Source organism: Kurthia zopfii (assembly GCF_003143955.1).
GTDB lineage: Bacteria > Bacillota > Bacilli > Bacillales_A > Planococcaceae > Kurthia > Kurthia zopfii.
The window spans coordinates 82,629-100,429 of record NZ_QFVS01000004.1 but is presented as its reverse complement, the minus strand read 5'-3'; the positions used below and the strand labels follow the sequence as shown (position 1 = coordinate 100,429).

At 36.4% G+C, this 17,801-nt stretch carries 25 protein-coding genes; all 25 read left to right on the top strand.

The features are described from left to right. Positions 1–33: 33 nt before the first annotated feature. The 25 genes from DF281_RS02890 to DF281_RS02770 all read left to right on the top strand — a co-directional run bounded on the left by DF281_RS02890 (position 34) and on the right by DF281_RS02770 (position 17,782). Positions 34–450, top strand: a complete 417-nt coding sequence (locus DF281_RS02890) for a P27 family phage terminase small subunit (RefSeq protein ID WP_109348741.1) — start codon at positions 34–36, stop codon at positions 448–450. Continuing rightward, positions 447–2,174 carry a terminase large subunit gene (locus tag DF281_RS02885; RefSeq protein ID WP_109348740.1) on the top strand — a complete coding sequence of 576 codons (1,728 nt, stop codon included), beginning with the start codon at positions 447–449 and terminating at the stop codon, positions 2,172–2,174. Before DF281_RS02890 ends, DF281_RS02885 begins: the two co-directional genes overlap by 4 nt. A gap of 12 nt (positions 2,175–2,186) precedes the next feature. Next, positions 2,187–3,389: a phage portal protein gene (locus DF281_RS02880; RefSeq protein ID WP_109348739.1), complete on the top strand. Its 1,203-nt coding sequence runs from the start codon at positions 2,187–2,189 to the stop codon at positions 3,387–3,389. Beyond that, positions 3,358–3,936, top strand: coding sequence for an HK97 family phage prohead protease (locus tag DF281_RS02875; protein ID WP_109348738.1), 579 nt, complete (start codon positions 3,358–3,360; stop codon positions 3,934–3,936). The genes DF281_RS02880 and DF281_RS02875 overlap by 32 nt, the downstream gene beginning before the upstream one ends. Next, on the top strand, positions 3,937–5,271 hold the full coding sequence (locus DF281_RS02870) for a phage major capsid protein (protein ID WP_109348737.1): 1,335 nt from the start codon (positions 3,937–3,939) through the stop codon (positions 5,269–5,271). A 1-nt stretch (position 5,272) separates the two neighbouring features. After that, positions 5,273–5,548 (top strand): head-tail connector protein, encoded by a 276-nt coding sequence (locus DF281_RS02865; protein WP_109348736.1) that lies wholly within the window; start codon positions 5,273–5,275, stop codon positions 5,546–5,548. Further along, a complete protein-coding gene (locus tag DF281_RS02860) occupies positions 5,514–5,852 on the top strand; it encodes a phage head closure protein (protein ID WP_206058878.1) in 339 nt (112 codons plus the stop codon). Before DF281_RS02865 ends, DF281_RS02860 begins: the two co-directional genes overlap by 35 nt. After that, a complete protein-coding gene (locus DF281_RS02855) occupies positions 5,849–6,274 on the top strand; it encodes an HK97 gp10 family phage protein (protein WP_109348735.1) in 426 nt (141 codons plus the stop codon). Before DF281_RS02860 ends, DF281_RS02855 begins: the two co-directional genes overlap by 4 nt. A gap of 8 nt (positions 6,275–6,282) precedes the next feature. Beyond that, on the top strand, positions 6,283–6,771 hold the full coding sequence (locus tag DF281_RS02850) for a phage tail terminator family protein (protein ID WP_146983545.1): 489 nt from the start codon (positions 6,283–6,285) through the stop codon (positions 6,769–6,771). 5 nt (positions 6,772–6,776) lie between these two features. Next, entirely contained in the window at positions 6,777–7,832 is a 1,056-nt protein-coding gene (locus DF281_RS02845) for a phage tail sheath C-terminal domain-containing protein (protein WP_109348733.1), read from the top strand. 13 nt (positions 7,833–7,845) lie between these two features. Beyond that, positions 7,846–8,283, top strand: coding sequence for a phage tail tube protein (locus DF281_RS02840; protein WP_109348732.1), 438 nt, complete (start codon positions 7,846–7,848; stop codon positions 8,281–8,283). 15 nt (positions 8,284–8,298) lie between these two features. After that, entirely contained in the window at positions 8,299–8,700 is a 402-nt protein-coding gene (locus DF281_RS02835; RefSeq protein ID WP_109348731.1) for a phage tail assembly chaperone, read from the top strand. A 170-nt stretch (positions 8,701–8,870) separates the two neighbouring features. Further along, positions 8,871–10,667, top strand: a complete 1,797-nt coding sequence (locus DF281_RS02830; protein ID WP_109348730.1) for a tape measure protein — start codon at positions 8,871–8,873, stop codon at positions 10,665–10,667. An 11-nt stretch (positions 10,668–10,678) separates the two neighbouring features. Continuing rightward, on the top strand, positions 10,679–11,113 hold the full coding sequence (locus DF281_RS02825) for a hypothetical protein (RefSeq protein ID WP_109348729.1): 435 nt from the start codon (positions 10,679–10,681) through the stop codon (positions 11,111–11,113). An 8-nt stretch (positions 11,114–11,121) separates the two neighbouring features. Then, complete coding sequence (locus DF281_RS02820; RefSeq protein ID WP_109348728.1) at positions 11,122–12,081, top strand: XkdQ/YqbQ family protein; 960 nt, start codon at positions 11,122–11,124, stop codon at positions 12,079–12,081. A gap of 4 nt (positions 12,082–12,085) precedes the next feature. Next, positions 12,086–12,346 carry a hypothetical protein gene (locus DF281_RS02815; protein WP_109348727.1) on the top strand — a complete coding sequence of 87 codons (261 nt, stop codon included), beginning with the start codon at positions 12,086–12,088 and terminating at the stop codon, positions 12,344–12,346. Next, a complete protein-coding gene (locus tag DF281_RS02810) occupies positions 12,346–12,804 on the top strand; it encodes a DUF2634 domain-containing protein (RefSeq protein ID WP_109348726.1) in 459 nt (152 codons plus the stop codon). The genes DF281_RS02815 and DF281_RS02810 overlap by 1 nt, the downstream gene beginning before the upstream one ends. Continuing rightward, a complete protein-coding gene (locus DF281_RS02805; protein ID WP_109348725.1) occupies positions 12,797–13,843 on the top strand; it encodes a baseplate J/gp47 family protein in 1,047 nt (348 codons plus the stop codon). The genes DF281_RS02810 and DF281_RS02805 overlap by 8 nt, the downstream gene beginning before the upstream one ends. Next, the gene (locus tag DF281_RS02800; RefSeq protein WP_109348724.1) at positions 13,840–14,181 is read left to right on the top strand and encodes a phage tail fiber protein; all 342 of its coding nucleotides are present in this window, start codon (positions 13,840–13,842) and stop codon (positions 14,179–14,181) included. The genes DF281_RS02805 and DF281_RS02800 overlap by 4 nt, the downstream gene beginning before the upstream one ends. Before the next feature lie 8 nt (positions 14,182–14,189). Next, on the top strand, positions 14,190–15,002 hold the full coding sequence (locus DF281_RS02795; protein ID WP_109348723.1) for a putative phage tail protein: 813 nt from the start codon (positions 14,190–14,192) through the stop codon (positions 15,000–15,002). A 2-nt stretch (positions 15,003–15,004) separates the two neighbouring features. Next, positions 15,005–15,610 carry a tail fiber protein gene (locus DF281_RS02790; RefSeq protein WP_109348722.1) on the top strand — a complete coding sequence of 202 codons (606 nt, stop codon included), beginning with the start codon at positions 15,005–15,007 and terminating at the stop codon, positions 15,608–15,610. A gap of 3 nt (positions 15,611–15,613) precedes the next feature. Continuing rightward, entirely contained in the window at positions 15,614–16,735 is a 1,122-nt protein-coding gene (locus tag DF281_RS02785; protein WP_109348721.1) for a hypothetical protein, read from the top strand. Between the two features lie 22 nt (positions 16,736–16,757). Beyond that, a complete protein-coding gene (locus DF281_RS02780) occupies positions 16,758–17,087 on the top strand; it encodes a hypothetical protein (RefSeq protein WP_109348720.1) in 330 nt (109 codons plus the stop codon). A 1-nt stretch (position 17,088) separates the two neighbouring features. Beyond that, complete coding sequence (locus tag DF281_RS02775) at positions 17,089–17,226, top strand: XkdX family protein (RefSeq protein WP_109348719.1); 138 nt, start codon at positions 17,089–17,091, stop codon at positions 17,224–17,226. Positions 17,227–17,329: 103 nt separating this feature from the next. Next, complete coding sequence (locus tag DF281_RS02770; RefSeq protein ID WP_109348718.1) at positions 17,330–17,782, top strand: Bsp6I family type II restriction endonuclease; 453 nt, start codon at positions 17,330–17,332, stop codon at positions 17,780–17,782. The last annotated feature ends 19 nt before the right edge of the window (positions 17,783–17,801 follow it).

Genomic DNA, 17,801 nt, shown 5'->3' with positions numbered 1-17,801 from the left:
TGTGCAGTCTAAAAAAGTGAAGGGGGTGTGAGAATGGCGAGAATGTCGAAAAAAAGAAGATTGGAACTTCTCGATGAAGCGAGAGCTGACGAGGAATTGCGCATAATGGAACTATTAAAAGAAGAAGACCTTTTTCAAAAATCACTCACACCTCTTATTGAAAATTATTTAGATGCATTTGTCATTTATAAAACGATGTATGATAAGTGGTTAGATTTAGGATTTCCACCGACAAAAACGCATACGAACAAGGCTGGTGCAGTGAATGAGATGAAGCATCCGTTATCGCAGCAAGTCGAAACATGGAACGAAAAAAAGAATAAATTATTAGATTTACTTGGAATGACGAACAAAGGAAAAAGTGTACAAAAAACTACAAATAATCAAGCTGTTAATGCGAGTGTTGATGAACTAGCAGCACATCGTAATAAATGGCGAAAAGTTAAATGATTACGATTGAGCAAGGAAAAAACTATGCTGATCTATATGCAAACCGAGTTATGCGAAACAAAAAGAAATATCCAACTTCTATTATCAAATCGGTTGAAAGATACCGAAAATGGAAGAAACGAAAGGATATTTGGTTTGATGTAGACAAAGCAAATGAGATGTTAGATTTTGTACAGTCCTTTGTACGTCATGTTAAAGGCCCACTCGCAGGTGAGTTGATCTCGCTTGAAGAATGGGAAATGTTTATCTTTGCGAATATGTACGGTTGGCAACATAAAAATGAAAAAGGTAATGTAGTACGCGTAATTCGTGAAGCTTACGGACAAGTACCAAAAAAGAATGGTAAAACAATAATCGCTGCAGGAGCTTTATTGTATGCAATGTATGGTGAGGGTGAACGTGGAGCAGATTGTTATTGTGCAGCAACAGATTATGAACAAGCACAGAATGCAGCTGAACCAATTGCACAAGCGATCGAAAACTCAGAGCCACTCTTAAAAAATACTCAAATTTATAAAGGAATCAATGGTTCAACATCTGGTGCAATGTATCGTTATTCGATTGATGGACTTGTTTATCAAAATAAATTTAAGGTTTTAACAAAAAATACAAAAGGACTTGAAGGTAAGAACCCTTATTTTGTATTAAATGACGAGTTGCATGCACAAGAAAATATGGACATGTACGATAACTTAAAGTCCGCACAGATTTCTCGTGAACAACCAATGATGTTGAACATCTCGACAGCTGGTAAAGGTTCATCATCTGTTGGTATGCGTGTTTATAAATATGCGAAGCACGTACTTAAAGAAGATGATGACGATTCGCTATTTGTTTATATAGCAGAGCCAAATCGTGGATATGATTGGGAAGACCGTAAAGTATGGGAAATGGTTAACCCGAATATAGGCGTGTCTGTAACGATGGAACAATTAGAAACGGAGTTCAAAAAGGCGCAGCAGTCGGCACATTCAAAGTCTGAGTTCCTTTCGAAACACTTGAACGTCTTTGTAAATGGCGCTGAAAATTATTTTGAACGTGAGCAGATCGAACATATATTAGTTGATGATCTAGGCGAATTAGAAAATGAACGTTGTTTCATCGGACTCGATTTGTCGAAAGTAAACGATTTAACATGTGTTAGCTTAAATTTCCCAACTTATGATGAAGAAGGAAAGGCAATACTGAAAGTAAAACAGATGTATTTCATTCCTTCAGACAATATTGACTTCCGAGAGAAAGAGGACAATGTGCCATACAGTGATTTAGTCGAGCGTGGTTTTGTGACACTTTGCGATGGCAAAATGATAGATCAAGACATGGTGTTGGAGTATATTATCGAATGTATGAATTTATATGATGTTCAGCAAATAAACTATGACCCAGCAATGTCACAGAAGCTTATTGAAAAATGTGAAAATCTCGGTTTAGATTGTATCGTTGTAAACCAGTATCCAGCAGTAATGAATGCCATGATTGATGATAGTGAATTATTAATATATGAAAAGCGTTTAGTGACGGATAATCCTTTGCTTGTCTACTGCGCACTGAACATGGTTGTTATAACAAATATCAATGGAATGAAAGGGCCATCGAAACGTCAATCTAAGAAAAAGATTGATGGCTTCGTTGCTTTTTTAGTTGCGCATAAAGAAAGTATGTTCCAAATGGAAGATATTAATCAAGATCAGTTTGATGAATTACTAGATGAAATCTATAGGTAGGGTGGTGATTAAGTGGGGTTACGAAATTGGGCTTCCAATAAAATATATAAACAAGTAGAAAAGCGTGGTTGGTTTGAAGATGCATATTCATCTGTACTTCGTTACAGTGGTCGTTATGTGAGTGACGAGAATATATTGGAATCGAGCGACGTGTACGAGCTACTAAATGACATCAGCAATCAAATTATGCTTGCTGACATTGTTGTTACTAATGAAAAAGGTGAGGAAGTTGAAGATAGTATTAAATCAATTATTTCACATCCGAATAATTATTTAACGCAAGCAGAGTTTTTTAAATTGCTTACAAATACTTATTTACTCGAAGGAGAAGTTTATCCAATTCTTGATGGCGATCAACTGCATATCGCTAAAAATGTATATCCTGAACTTGATGAAAAGTTAGTGGAACATTTTAAAATTGGCGGTACTTCTATTCCATCATCAATGATTCGCCACATTAAAAACATTGGTGTGAGCCATCTTCAAGGACAAGGGTTATTATCGCTCGGTAAAAATACTTTAGAAGGTGTTATGAGCGCCGAAAAGGTTTTGACGGATAAATATAAGAAAGGCGGTCTACTCGCCTTCCTGTTGAAGCTAGACGCGAATATCAACCCACAAAACGCTGCACAGTCAAAATTGATTAAAGCAATCCTCAATCAACTCGAAGATATTGACGAAAGCAGGTCAGTAAAAATGATTCCACTCGGTAAAGGGTACGAGATCGACACAATGGAATCACCAATCGATGACGAAAAAATATTAGCGTTCTTGAATGTGTACAAGAAAGATTTAGGAAAGTATTTGAATATTAATGTTGCAACGTATCAATCGCTCATTAAAAGCGATCTAGAGAAAGCAATGATGTATTTACACAATAAAGCAGTGAAACCGATTATGCGTAATTTTGAAGACCATTTGAGTCTTCTTTTTTTCGGCAAAAAATCGAAGAAACGAATTAAATTCAAAATCAATATTTTAGATTTTGTTACCTATAGTACAAAAACAAATATTGGTTACAACATTGTTCGTACAGGTATTACATCGCCAGACAATGTAGCGGAAATGTTAGGTTTCCCTAAACAAAATACACCTGAATCAAGTGCAATCTACATTTCTAAAGATTTATCAAAAATTGGAGAGAAAAATGCCACAGATGATAGTTTGAAGGGAGGTGCAGAAAGTGACAACAAAAAAGGAAACGAGAACATTTAACATTGAAAATTTGAATACGCGTGATGGTGGTGAAGGAGAATCTGTCATCGGTGGTTATGCTGCGGTATTTAATTCACCAACTGAGATTGGTGGTGGATGTTTTACAGAAGAAATTGCACCTGGCGCATTCAGTCGAGCAATCGCTGAAAATAGCGATATTCGAGCGCTCTTTAATCACGATTGGAACAACGTGTTAGGTCGTACAAAGTCAGGAACTTTACAGTTAAGTGAAGATGAACGTGGCTTGAAGTTCGAAGTAACATTGCCTAACACATCACTTGGTAGAGATTTAAAAGAATCTATGCAACGTGGCGACATTAATGAATGTTCATTTGGTTTCATACCAACTGAAGAACACTGGGACTATAATGTAGAACCTGCAAAAAGAATGATTTTAGAAGTTGATCTCTTTGAAATATCAGTAGTGTCTATTCCAGCGTATGAAGATACGGAAGCAAGTGTTATTCGTAGCAAAGAAGTGAATGAACAAGTCGAAAAACGAATGAATTTAATTAAAAAAATCAATACAACATTGGAGGCAATATAAATGGATAAACAGTTATTAGTAGCATTACAAAAGCGCACAAAAGCACGTCTAGTGGAGTTACGCACAAAAATTGAAAAAAATGAAGTGCGTGAAGATGACATTGCATCAGTGCAAACAGAAATTGAAGAACTCGCAGAAGAAGCGCAAGCAATCGCCGAAACATTAGCGAGCCTTGATGATGAAGGAACAGAAGAAGGCGGAGAAGATGCTGGAGCAGAAGGTGAAGAAAGCAACGGAGATGGAGAAAGTCGTTCTGGAAACGAAGGTGAAGAACGCGGTTTAAATCCAGAACAGCGATCTAAAGCAATGAATGGAATTAAATCAGCTCTTTCTACTCGAAATGCGAAATCAACTAAGAATCGAGAAAAAGAAATTCGTTCCGCATTTGCGAACTTTGTGGTTGGAAATATTAGTGAAGCAGAAGCTCGATCACTTGGTATTGAAGTTGGTAACGGTTCTGTAACAGTTCCAGAAGTCATTGCATCGGAAGTTATTACGTACGCTCAGGAAGAAAACTTACTTCGTAAATACGGTTCAATCCATAAAACAACAGGTAATGTAAAATACCCTGTGCTAGTGAAGAAAGCCAAAGCCAATGTAAATAAAAAAGAGCGCACAACTGAAATTTCAGAAACAGATATTGAATTCGATGAAGTTTTACTTGATCCAGCTGAATTCGATGCGCTTGCAACAGTGACTAAAAAATTATTAAAAATGTCAGGTGTAAACGTTGAAGAAATCGTTGTTGAAGAACTGAAAAAAGCCTATGTAGAAAAAGAAATTAACTATATGTTCCGAGGTGACGATGCAAGCAACGAAAACTTGGGTGCATTACAGAAGAAAGCAGTTGCTTATTATGAAACAGAAGCAATCGATGTGAACGCTGCAGGTTACTCACAAAAGCTATATCAACAACTTGTGAAGCTAAAAGGACAACCTGTAACTTCTGTGCTTAAAAAATCGATGTGGATTATCAATCGTGCGGCATTAACAATTCTTGAAGGAATGACTGACACAACAGGACGTCCACTATTACATGAAGCAAAAGACGGTGTAGGTTATACGTTACTTGGACATAAAGTGGATTTTACAGATGCAGCGAATAAAACGGAAACAGATCATACAACACCTGTTTTCTATTTTGGTGACTTCTCAGCATTCCATATTCAAGATGTAATTGGATCGTTAGAAATGCAAAAGTTAATTGAAAAATTCAGCGGTACTAATAAAGTAGGCTTCCAAATCTACAACTTACTTGATGGACAACTGATCTACTCACCATTTGAGCCAGCTGTATATCGTTACGAAGTAGCATTAGTTAAACCAGGTGTTTAGTATGGATGAGCTATTAAATAAGCTTCGTAAACATTTACACATCGAAGACGACATGGATGATTCCATGTTGTCTTTATATTTAGAACAAGGTAAAAAGTATGTGCAAACAGCTACAGGCAAACAAACAGAGTGGCTCGTCATTATGACGTCAGCCATCTTTTATGAATATCGAGTAGCTGAAAAAGAATTAGGCGATGCATTAAATGCACTCACACCATTCTTTGTACAGGAGGTGTACGCAGATGCCGAAACACCAAATGAATCGACTACGCCATAAAATCGAAGTACATGGCAATCGAAAGGTAAAGAATGAAATAGGAGAATCATCTTATAAGTTCGGCCTTATTAAAGAAATGTATGCGGAAGTCGTTCCACAAACAGGTGCATTGATTAAACAACAAGCTGATACAATCCTCACGAATGTTACACATAAAATCATTGTGCGATATATTGCTGGCAAAGATATTACCAAAGATATGCAAATTTTTTTCCGAGGGCATCGCTTTGAGATTAAGTACATTTTAAATCCATACTTCGCAAATGAAACATTAGAAATCTTTGTACAGGAGCTAATGCGATGAGTTTAGAAATTGAAGGACTTACTGAATTTCAAAAAGACTTATTGGATGTCGCTCAAAATAAACTTCCAAAAGAAACGTTTAAAATCATGCGTAAACTTGGTAGTAAAGCACGTACAAAAGTGGCTAGGAGCGCTCGTTCGAAAGTCAAAAAGAAAACAGGCAACTATCACAAAGGTTTCAAGCGTGGGAAGGTGTTTAAAGACGGTGAAGGTAAATACGTTGTACGAGTAATTAACTCACAACCACATGCCCATTTAATCGAATATGGACATAAGCAGGTCACAAAAAATGGTCGTAACATTGGATTCGTCCCAGGGAAAAATGTACTCGGTAGTGGTATTGCTGATTTTGATAATTCGGGCATTTTCGAAGAAGAAATACTGAATTGGCTTGATGATCTATTAGAAAGTGGTGATTTATAGTGATTACCATGAAAGATGTAAAAAAAGCGATTAATAGTCGCTTACAAGCAAAGTTTCCAAGCATTGAAATCAATAGTAATGATGTTAAGGAAGGTTTTGCTAGACCTTCTTTTTTTGTTGAATTAGTAGGACGTAGAACAAGTTTAACAGAACATGTGGACCGAGATATTAACATCACAGTGTATTATTTTCCTACGGATGATTATGAGAATGCTATTGAATTATTAGATACGCAGGAGCAACTAGAATCAACCTTTGATTTAAAATTTAAAGTTGCAGATCGGTGGATCAATATTGAAGATACAAGCATCGTCACAACAGACGGTGTTTTAAATATGTCTTTTTCTCTTGAATTTAACGATGCAAGAGATATTACTGAAGACAGCAACTGGTTAGATAAAGAATATACAAAACCTACAGGACCACCACCAGAACATTTTGAAAAATATCCTGTTGAGTTGATGGAAGATTTAAATTTTATTTTGGATAAGGAGTGAAGAATTTGGGATTACCACAAATTAATATTGAATTTTTAGGACGAGCAACGTCAGCAATTGCCCGAAGTGCTAGAGGTATTGTCGCTTTAGTATTAAAAGATGATACACCAAATGCAAAATCGCAAGAGATTAAAAGCATTGATGACTTAAAGCCAGCTGATTGGACAGTGAGAAACCTAGCCTATATTAAACAGGTGCTAAAAGGTACGCCATCAAAAGTAATTATTGAAGTTGTACCAACAGAAACTGTAGATTATTTGGAAGTATTAAATCGCTTGAGTTTTAAAAAATTCAATTATTTAACGATTCCAGATATTACTACACCACAAACATCAGATGTAGTGACATGGATTAAAGAAAAGCGTAAGGCTAAAAAGACTTTCAAAGCTGTATTATCGAATGTTAAAGCTGATTCAGAAGGCATTATTAACTTTACGACAGCAGGTATTAAAGTTGGTGAAGAAACGTACACAAGCGCCGAATATGCGCCACGTATTGCTGGTATTTTGGCTGGCTTAGACTTTACTCGTTCTTCAACATATTTTGTATTGGACGAAGTAGAGTCGATTGTTGAACACGCAGATCCAGATGGCGCAATTGATGCAGGTGAATTAATTCTAATTAATGATGGCGAAAAAATTAAAATTGGACGTGGTGTGAATAGCCTTGTTACAACTACTACGACTAAAACGGAAGATTTTAAGTCTATTCGTATTATCGAAGTTGTAGACATGATTTCAGACGATGTACGTAGCGTATTTGAGGACGAATATGTTGGGAAGGTCAATAACATCTATGACAATCAAGTGTTGTTTATTACTTCTTTAAATGCGTATTTTAAAGAATTATCAACTGATGAAGTGCTTGATAAAGAAGCAGACAATATTGCAGAAATTAATGTAGATGCACAGCGCTTAGCTTGGGAAAAAATCGGCACTGATACATCAACCTGGGAAGATCAAGTGGTCAAAGAAACTTCTTTCAAACGAAATGTATTTTTAAAAGGTAATGTGAAAATTGTCGATTCTATGGAAGATTTGGACTTCAATATCTTTATGTAAAGGAGGAATTTAGATGGCAAAAAAGGTTACAGCCAATAAGCAGATTAATGGTACGTTTGGTGCGCTTTGGGTAAACGGTGAAAAATGGATGGACATCGAAAGCTTTGAAGGTAAAATTTCATTGAATTTTGAAGATGTCAACATGGCCGAGGATTTATCAACACGTAAGAAATATACGGGTTGGGCAGGCGAAGGAACAATTACTGTTAAAAAAGTATTCAGTCGTGGAGCAAAATTAATTGCCAAAGCTGCTAAAACAGGTAAGATGCCTGCAATTAAATTAGTTGGGAAATTAGCAGATCCCGATGCATATGGTTCAGAACGTGTTTCATTTTCAGATGTGACAATCAACGAAGCTACATTGCTTGCTTTCGAACAAAAAACATTAGTAACGGAAGAAATTCCGTTTAATTTCGGGGACTATGATTTCCTTGATACGATTTCAGCATAAATTAGGAGGGGTACTATGGATAAAAAAGTACGAGAAAAACTAACTTTATTACAATTAATTAAAGAAAAGGAAAAATACGAAGTGAAAAGTGGTGTGAAGGAGGAACTTTACATCGAACGATTGGATGCAACAATTGTTTTTGAAAAGCCAGATCGGGCGCTGGTTTTGGAATCAATTGAATTGTCACAAGACAAAGATACTGATCCGGGTTCAGCTGACGTTCATATTCTTTATAATTCAATCGTTGAACCAAATCTAAAAGATGATGAATTACAAAAAGCGTATGCATGCGGAGCGCCAACCGATATTGTATGGAAAGTGTTCGAACCTGGCGAGGTTTCAACAATCGCTGGAGAAATTATGAAATCGGTTGGTTATGGATCACACATCGAAAAGGTTGAACACGTAAAAAACTAATAAATAGTGATGGGGATTTTTATTTGCTTCATCACTATTTGCAAAGAGGACATTCGTTGAGCTATCTATTAAATGTTAGCCCAACGGAACGTCTTTTTTTATTTGCTTCATTGGAGCAACATTTTGAGGAAGAAAAGGCAAGGCATGAAGCAATGTTTGGAGGTGGTTAAATGGCTAAAAAGCGTGTCATATCAGCAGTTTTAACACTTAAAGATAAAGACTTTTCGAGTGGTGTCGGTAAGGCTGCAAATAAGACCACAGATTTTGAAAGAAAAATGAGGCAATCTTCAAACGCAGTTACGAGTTTTGGTAGATCAGGCGTTTCCGCATTTAAAAGTGTTGCGTTAGGAGCTACAGCGATCGTTGGAGCTATAGGTGTTACAAAAGCATTATCAGGCGCATTTAATATGGTTAAATCATCCGTTTCCTCAGCATTTGACCGTATTGATACAATGGAAGCCTTTAAGTCTACTTTGACAGTGCTAACAGGTTCAGCTGAGAAAACACAAAAAGCATTAGATGCGACACGAGAATCTGTCAAAGGTACAGCATACGGATTAAACGTAGCTGCAAAGTCTGTTCAAGATTTTGTTACTCGTGGTATGAAAGTTGACGATGCAACAAAAACATTAGCTCAATGGGGCGATGCAGTAGCGTTCTACGGTGATGGTAGTAACGAACAGTTGGCAAGTGTAACAGATGCCCTTGCTAAAATGTATTCAAGCGGCAAAGTTGGCATGGATCAAATGAATACATTATTTGATGCAGGGATTGATGGTGTCGGAACTTATGCAAAAGCAGTTGGTCGTGACACAGCAAGCGTTCAAAAAGATTTATCTGGTGGTAAAATTTCAGCATCAGAATTTATTGATGTTGTAGGGACAGCCTTTGAAAAAGGAACAAATGGAGTCGTCAAAATAGCGGGTGCCGCAAAAGGCGCTGGTGCTTCCTGGGGATCTGTATTTAGTAATATGCAAGCGGCAGTAACTCGAGGTACTGAGTCAATCATATTAAAAATTGATGAAATGCTTGTTGCGAATGGCTTGCCAGATATGCGATCAATGGTTTCTCAATTTGGGACTACTTTTGAATCCGTATTAAGTGCTATATCCGACAAAATACCAGTTGTGACAGATTATTTAGTTAATATGTACACTGCAGCTCAACCCGGTTTAGATTACATGAAAGACACCGCATTTCCAGCAATCAAAGATGGAATAGGTTATGTCGTTGATAAGGCGACTGAAATGTACGATTTTATTGCGACAAACTGGTCGACACTTGAACCGGTTATTGCAGGAGTAACGGCTGCAGTAGCAACATTCAAAATCGGTGTAATGGCAATTTCGGCGGCACAAACAACTTGGAAAGTAGTTACATCTGGATTGCAAATTGCGACAGCATTATTAAACGGTACATTGGCATTGTCACCACTCGGTTGGGTGGCTATTGCGATTGGAGCAGTTATTGCAATTGGAGTATTGCTATGGCAAAACTGGGATAAAGTAAAAGCTGCAGCAAGTACTTTATGGACAAGCTTAAAAACATCATTTTCAAATGCAAAAGATGCAGTAGTCGATTTTGCAGAACCTGTAATCTCATTTTTTGACCGCATGATGGCAAAGTGGAATAGTTTTAAAGATGCTGTATCTAGTTTTAAAATGCCAAAGATTTCACTTCCGTCGATGGAAAGCATTAAAGAAAAAATCCCTGGGTTTGCAACAGGTACGAATTCAGCGCCAGGGGGAATTGCTCAAGTACACGAAAAGGGTGGAGAGATTATCGATTTACCTCGTGGATCGCGAGTATATCCTCACGATAAATCTGTCGCAATGGCTCGTGCAGAAGGCGCTCAAAGTTCAGGTGGTAATGTATTTACGATTAATATCAATGGTTCAGGCAAATCAACAAATGAAATTGTAAACGAGCTAGTGCCAGCGTTACAAAGTCGATTGGCAAACATTTAAGGAGGGATAGATTGAATATATATTTGAGTGTGAAAAATCGTAAACAAGTATTGAAGCTTCCTATCGTTCCTGAAGAAGTAAAGGTGCAAACTAATCGCAAGAATGAAAAATTCGAAACAATTAATTTTGGTGAAATCTTATTGCTAGGTCAAGCAGGTTTGAAAGAGTTTGAAATTGAAACTTTTTTCCCGAAAGATCCTAAGCGATATTCTTTTTCTAGGAACAAAAAAAGAAAAGGTTGGGATTGTGTAAAGCTAATCGAATCTTGGATGGCTAAAAAATTACCTGTACGCGTCACAGTGACTGGTTCACCAATCAATATTTTAATGGCCATCGAAAGCTTTGAGTATGGTGTACAAGACGGTACAGGTGATATTTATTACACAATGGCATTTTCTGAATTCAAAAAAATATCTTTGAAAAAGAAAAGACGAAAGAAAAAGTAGGTGATGTCATGGCCCATCAATTATGGTTAGTAAAGTCAAATCAACTCATTGATATAACGCCTATTGTTGGTGGTATATCATGGCGGTCCAATGCAGCAGAACTATCAATCGAGTTGAATTTTAATGTTGCAATCGGTCCAAATTTGCCGAAAAATCCATGTGCATTAGGCGATATGGTGATATTAAAAAACGGTAGTCTAGAAATAACTCGTGGAATCATTCTGAATCAGAAGAAAAGTGGCAAAGATCCTGTGGAGTATGCTGCATATGAATATGGATTTTATTTAAATAAATCTGATGCAGTATATCGTTTTAAAAAAGTCAGAGCAGACGATGCCATTCGGAAAATTTTACGTGACTTCAATCTTCCAATTGGTTCAATCCCCAATTTTTCTACGAGTATTAGTAAAATTTATAACAACAAAAAAGTGAGTGACATCATTAAAGACATCTTACGACAAGTTAGGCGATCTACTGGCAAACGCTATATGTTTGAGCAACGCAATGGGAAAATGCACATTGTATTACGTCAAGGTATGAAAATCAAAGCTACTTTTCGCCTTGATGGTACAAAATACAATGCAGCCGATTTTATTGCAGATCCATCTCGAGATTTAGATGTAACTGACATGATTAACTCAGTCCAAGTTGTGAGCAATGATAAGTTAGTATTAACCAAAACTGATAAAGCAATGATTCGTCGTTTTGGTAAATTTCAAAAAACGATTTCTGTCGATAAAAAGAAAATTAAAGAAGCTTCTAAAAATGCGCAAAGTGAGCTAAATCAGCTTTCAAAAATTACTGAAAGTGGCAAGGTTGTATTGATGGGCGACGATCGTGTGAAAGCTGGTCGAGTGCTTGAAATAAACGAGAAATATACGGGCTTAAAAAATGATTACACGATTAAAGATGTTACGCACAATTTATCAAATGGTATTCACAAAATGACAGTGAATTTAGAGAGGTGATTGGATGAAAGAAGATGGTTTAACAACATTAGCAAAAATGTTTAAATCACGAGAAAATGAATCAATTTCATCTATTGGCATAGGTACTGTTATGAGTGAGAGTCCTTTGACGGTGGCATTTGGGAATATTAGTGATTTAGATCAAGATGATTTAGTTTTTGCACAAGGCTTAGAAAACACTTTGAAAAGTGGCGAAGAATTAATTATCATGCCATCCAGCGACGAGCAAACTTATTTCGTAATTGCAAAGGCGGTGACGTTGTAATGTTGCCTGATATAGCAGACTTAGAATTTGAAAATGAAGCATTGATTGATGAAGACATACCGACTATTGGTAAGTCTTTTTTGTTTGACTTTAAAAAGGGCGAGTTTGTAATGAAAGATGGAAAACTTGTCATTTTAGAAGGTACTGAAGCTTTGAAAATTTGGATTACAAAGGTAATACGGACGGAAAAATTCAGATTCCGTATTTATGAAAATAAAGGATTTGAAGATGATGAACAGTATGGAGTCTTATTGGAAGATTTAATAGGATCTAGCTTTGATCGAGAGTTTATCGAAGCTGAAATCGAGCGTGAAGTGACAGAAGCATTATTGCTACATGAATTTATTATTTCCGTTGATGAATGGCAATTTGAACGTAATAGCAAGAAGATGACGATTACATTTGCAGTAACAACATATGATGAAACGATAGATATGGAGGTGGAATTAGATGGCTGAAACAGAATTAGAAATACACAATCGCATGCTAACGAAAATTAGTGATGAATATGATAAAACGGACGGTTCTTTCATTTATGATGCAACACGTCCACCTTCTATCGAATTGGCCCAAATACAAGGTGATATTTCGACTGTAGAAAGTAAGCTCGACATTCAAAATTTAAAAGAAGATGAATTAAGTCGCTTTGTTTACACACGTACAGGTATTATTCGCAAAAGTGCAACGTATGCAACGAGCATTTTAAAAATTGTAGGTAATGCAGGAACGAGAATAACTCAAGGTGATTTAACTTCAACACCTAGTGGTGCGCTTTATGAGTTTATTGAAAGCGTGGTTATTGATAATACAGGTGTAATAAATGCCAAAGTTATTTGCCAATCATCTGGAGCAGTGGGGAATACGCCAGCTAATACAATCACGATTCTTCCTATATCAATCGACGGTGTGATTAGTGTTACGAATGATAATGCTGTTACAAATGGTTATGATGCCGAAACAGATGATGATTTGAGATTACGGTATTTCGATAAGCTTCAACGACCAGGGAAAGCGGGTAACAAGTATCACTTCGAAGAATGGGCTAAGTCAGTAGTTGGTGTTGGTGATGCACGTTGTGTGCCACGCTATAACGGTCCTTTATCAGTAAAGGTAATCATTATTGATAGTAATGGCTTGCCAGGTAGTACGGAGTTAGTAACAACTACTCGAAAATTGATTGAATCTGAAATGTCTTTCGGAGTGGAAGACTTAGCTGTAGTGAGCGCCACAGCAGTGCCGATTAATTTAACAGTGACATTACGGATTTTAAGTAGCGCTGATGAAGCAATCGTTATTGCAAGAATTAAATCGAATATTAAAGATTATTTGAAAGAGCTTGCTTTCCAATCGGATCGAGTAAGTTATGCAAAGATTGGTGCGCTGATTATCGAAACAAATGGGGTAGCTGATTATGAAAATTTACTCGTAAATGGAGCTACTGCAAATGTAGAAATACTAGATGATCAAGTAGCTATCGTAGGAGGTGTAAATGAATGAATCATATGACCGATTTTTTAAAAAACAAAGTGCTATTAGACAATCTATCAAACGTCTATGTCGGTTTGTTTAATGATAAAGGCGAAGTTGCTACGGTGAGTTATAAACGATTACCTGTTAGTTTTATGCCTGCTGTAGAGGGACAAACGAGTAATATAGCGGATTTATTATTTCCAATCGCAACTGAAGCGTGGGGAACTATTTTATCAGTTGGTATTTTCGATAAATTAACTAGTGGCAATCTTTTATTTAAAGCACCTGCCGAATTTATTAAAACAATTGATGTGTCTAGCCAATACAAGATCCCTAAAAACTATTTGATAGTCCGTTTAAAGTAGGTGAATAAATGAGTGTATTACCGAATCAATTGTGGAATGAAGCTAGCGTTTATAGATGGGCAGACCTAAATAACAATCAATGGTTAGATTTCCGGTTAGCTTTAGCAGATGTTGAAACTGAGCTATTGGGGCAAGGTGTTTCGATAGTTACTAGCAACGCAAATTTCTCGATGGAATCTTTGTTAAAAACGCAAGGTATTGTAATCGAACATTCGAAATTTGATGCTCAAACGGAAACAGAAATGATTTCAAGCGTAGTGGTAAGTAATCGAGATTATTTAAGCACAATGACAAAATATCTTCCGTTGTACGAACGTAAATCAAATGTTTTTAAAGCAATTTTAAAAGCTTCGGATCGTGAGTTTAGATTAATCGAGCAACAAAAAAATGTTGTTGAAAGAAATATGTTTATTGATACTGCCATTGAAGATTTAGCGTTGTACGAACGTGATTTAGCAATCAAAACACAACTAGATTTAAAATACGATCAACGTAGAGAACAGATTACAGCTCGTACTCGTGCAGCATTTGATCAAACAACATTACAAACGATGAAAAATGTTGCTAGCGCATTTTCAAATGGTGAAGTTGATATTCATAAAACTTCAGTAGCGGGAGTGTACGAATGTGAATTTATCGGCACGATCGGTATTCCAAATAATATGGCAGGCTTGCAAGAAGCAATCGATTTAATATTGCCAGCTCACTTAGAGATGACATATAAATTTAAATACCAAACGTGGAGTACATGGACTAACAAACAATGGTCTTCTCTCAAAACAATTACATGGAATGATCTAAGAACGAAAGATGAGGTGTAAGCATGCAATATACAAAAAACTTAAATTTAAAAAAGCCAGATCAGAATGATTATGTAAATATTGCAGACATTAATGAAAATATGGATGTACTAGATGAATCAGTTCAAAAGAAATACGAAAAGCCGACTACAGGCATTTCAAAAACCGATTTATCCCAACCTGTACAAGATTCATTACAAAAAGCTGATAATGCAGCAACACAAACAGAACTAACAAAAACAAACGAGGCTGTTGCGACGCATATGGCAGAAGATGCTACGAATGCAAAGAAAGGTCATGTACAGTTAGTTGATAATGTGGACGGTAATTCAGCTTCACTAGTCCCTACTCAGAATGCTGTAAAAATTGGTATTCGTAAAGGGTTAGAACAGATAGATTACAGGGTTACTAAAAGCGGGAAAGATACAAACGGGGTTTTTACCTCTGTAGAATATCGAAGGAAATCCGACAATACATTAGCAGTCAAGTCAGTTTTAAGTGGTGGATCAAGTCCGAAATATACGACCCGTACTTTAACTTATTACGGTGTAGATGGCATTACGGTTGAGGACACGACAACAAGAACACTGTCGTATGACGCAGACGGTGATTTAATAAGTGAGGTGTAATATATGATTGATATTCGGGAACATGGCGGGGCATATGCCAGTGGTAAATATAAGAAAGGGACGTTCTTGAGATTTCAAGATGTACCGGATTTAGCTTCTCTATTTGCTTTACCGACTTTTAAACAGATATATACAGCAGCCTTTAATCAATGTTATGCACTAGAGTCAGATATTCCAGGTACATCTTATCTATTTGGTAGTGATACTCGTCCAGGTGTTCTTGTACACAATAGTGGGACTACGTCAAATATTATTAACTTCACTGCCTATAGTGGGTATAGTTTTTTTGTGACCAATTTTAAGGATTCAGTTAAATGTTACACTGGTAGAGCGGCTAGTCAAGGTAACAGTAGCGGAACTCTAAGAGAAGTATGGAACTCCTACAAGGCAGCTACTAGTATAGCAACCACTAGTTTCAATACTGCGTATGATAGTGACACCAATATTCATAAGTATGCGATTGATAAAGATGGTAATTTTTATAACGCGCCGTTCAGATCAAACATAATCTCAAAGTATAGTAGCTCCGGTACTCTAATATGGCAACGTGACCCTGGTGTTTACGGTGGGTATAACCCTGAGAGTTCGTACACTAATATGGGCGTGAGGATTATCGTTGATTACACCACTGGTGCGAGTATAGTAGTGGGTAGGCTGTACCCTGCGTACTCTAACTTATATGGTTATCGTGTGTTATATCTGAAACCAGATGGAGCTGTCGGCTCGCAGTCGATTCACCCTGCAAGCCTACCAATTATGTTGAATACAGATCAAGTTGTAATGGATAACGGTATATTGTATTCGGTACAATGGGACGGTAACTCAACATACACCCTGTATAAGTACGATGTCAGCAATTATGCCCATACTGTAAGTAATTTCCCAATCATTAGTTACACGAAAATACCGTCAACATATATGAGTGGTGGCGGTGTTGTTAATATCGATGTGTCAAGACGACGAATTTATGTCGCTAGAGCAATATACGATCTTGACACAATGAATCTAATATCATCATCCACTGATATAATGAATTTTATTACTAGAGGGGTGAATGACTTAGATACTACTAAGCATACCTACAACAATAACGGATTTATGACGTATGGTTATTATTTACCATAACTCAATTTAGGAGGTTTTATAATTGGCTGATTATATTTATATCGAGAAAAAATATACTGACGACGTAGATAAGATTTCTTATTTCAATAGTTTGCCCTTTGATGAGCAGGTGGGGATGGGAAAGACAGAAGAAGAATTGCGAGTGAGTGGCGAACTTATCGACAAGAAATTATTTATCAATCATGAGATTAAAGACGGTTATACTCCAGTGATGAAGCACAACGCCACTGATGGTTTTTACTATCATTACGAAAAAGTTGTACAAGTGCCAAGTCAACAAGAGCAAATTGAATCGCTTAAAGAGCAAAATGCTCAGATGTTATTAGCGCTGGTGAATGGAGGTCTGTTATAGTATGGATTGGTTTAAGACAATTTCAGATTTTTATAAATCAAGTTTTTATACAGATACTCAAGTTAAGGTATTTGTTGAGAAAGGTAAAATCACACATGAGCAATATGAAGAGATAACTGGGAAACCGTACTCAGCTTAATACACAACAGGAACATTACGCGTCGTAATAAGCTCATTTTATTAAGTTTAATAAAATGAAACTTCTCTTCCTGTTGTACGTAAATAGGAAGAGGAGTGATAAAATGGATGAAAAATTTCGAGAGTATTATGCATTCTTAAAAGGGTTTGTCGAAAAAACGATAGAATTTGAATTTGGAAATGGCTTTTTACCACAAAAGTACACTGAAGGATTATGTAGAAATCTTTTCAAATTAGATAAATATAACGGTAAAAAATTTGATGCAATTAAATTAGCTGATTCAGGAAAAAAAGAAACTGTAGAAATTAAAGCGACTTTAACGAATGCGGGAACTACAACCTTAAATATTGATAGTAAATTCGATTGGTTATACTGGATGTATTTTGATTTCGAAAAAGACCGAATAGAAATTTATGAAATTGATGGTAAGGAATTGAGAGGGAATCCTAATTTTAAAAAAGGTAAAAAAAACAAGCGAATAAGCGTTACTCTCTCTCACTACACAAAAAAAGCAACTCCAAAAGTCTATGATTTCAATGAAAACACTCTAAAATGAGTGTTTTTTATTATGCACA